The following is a 577-nucleotide window of genomic DNA, read 5'->3' on the forward strand; positions in this document are numbered from 1 at the left end:
GGAAGCCGCGACACAAGGCGAGAAATCGAAGGGCGAGGCGTGGCCGGCATTTGTCGAGCGTGGTTTCGACGGCTATCGCGCGTACTACGACTACGTGCCGAAGGGCAAGTTCTCGGTCGAGTACACGGTTCGGCTGAACAACGTCGGCACGTTCGGCCTGCCGCCGACGCGCGTCGAAGCGCTCTACGCGCCGTCGACATTCGGCGTGCTGCCGAATGCCGCCGTCGTCGTGAAGCCGGCGACGGCTGCGAAGTAAGGAGAACGCGTGATGCGCGCCTGGACCAATGCGATGAGCCGCAACACACCGCCGAACCGGCCGTGGCGCATCGCGTTCACGTTCGCGCGCATTGCGCTATGCGTTCTGCTGCTCGCCGAACCGCTCGCCGCGCACGCGCTGCCTAAGTTCGACGACGTCCGCACGCAATGGCGCAGCTCCGACTGGCTGCTGCTATCGCGCGCCGGCGTGCCGCTGCAACGCACGCGCATCGACAAAACCGAGCGGCGCGGCGACTGGGCCGCGCTCGCGGACGTCTCGCCAGCGCTGCGCGAGGCGGTCGTCGTATCGGAAGACACGCGC

General features: G+C 67.8%; 1 protein-coding gene and 1 pseudogene. Both read left to right on the top strand.

Annotated features, from left to right (window positions below; all coding sequences use genetic code 11):
• The coding region (locus tag SB753_RS34530; RefSeq protein WP_410804521.1) for a hypothetical protein at positions 1–256 on the top strand (256 nt) is incomplete at its 5' end.
• A gap of 12 nt (positions 257–268) precedes the next feature.
• Positions 269–577 (top strand): annotated as a pseudogene (locus SB753_RS34535) (penicillin-binding protein 1C); the annotation flags it as partial.

The organism is Paraburkholderia sp. SIMBA_053, from assembly GCF_046534895.1.
GTDB lineage: Bacteria > Pseudomonadota > Gammaproteobacteria > Burkholderiales > Burkholderiaceae > Paraburkholderia > Paraburkholderia caledonica.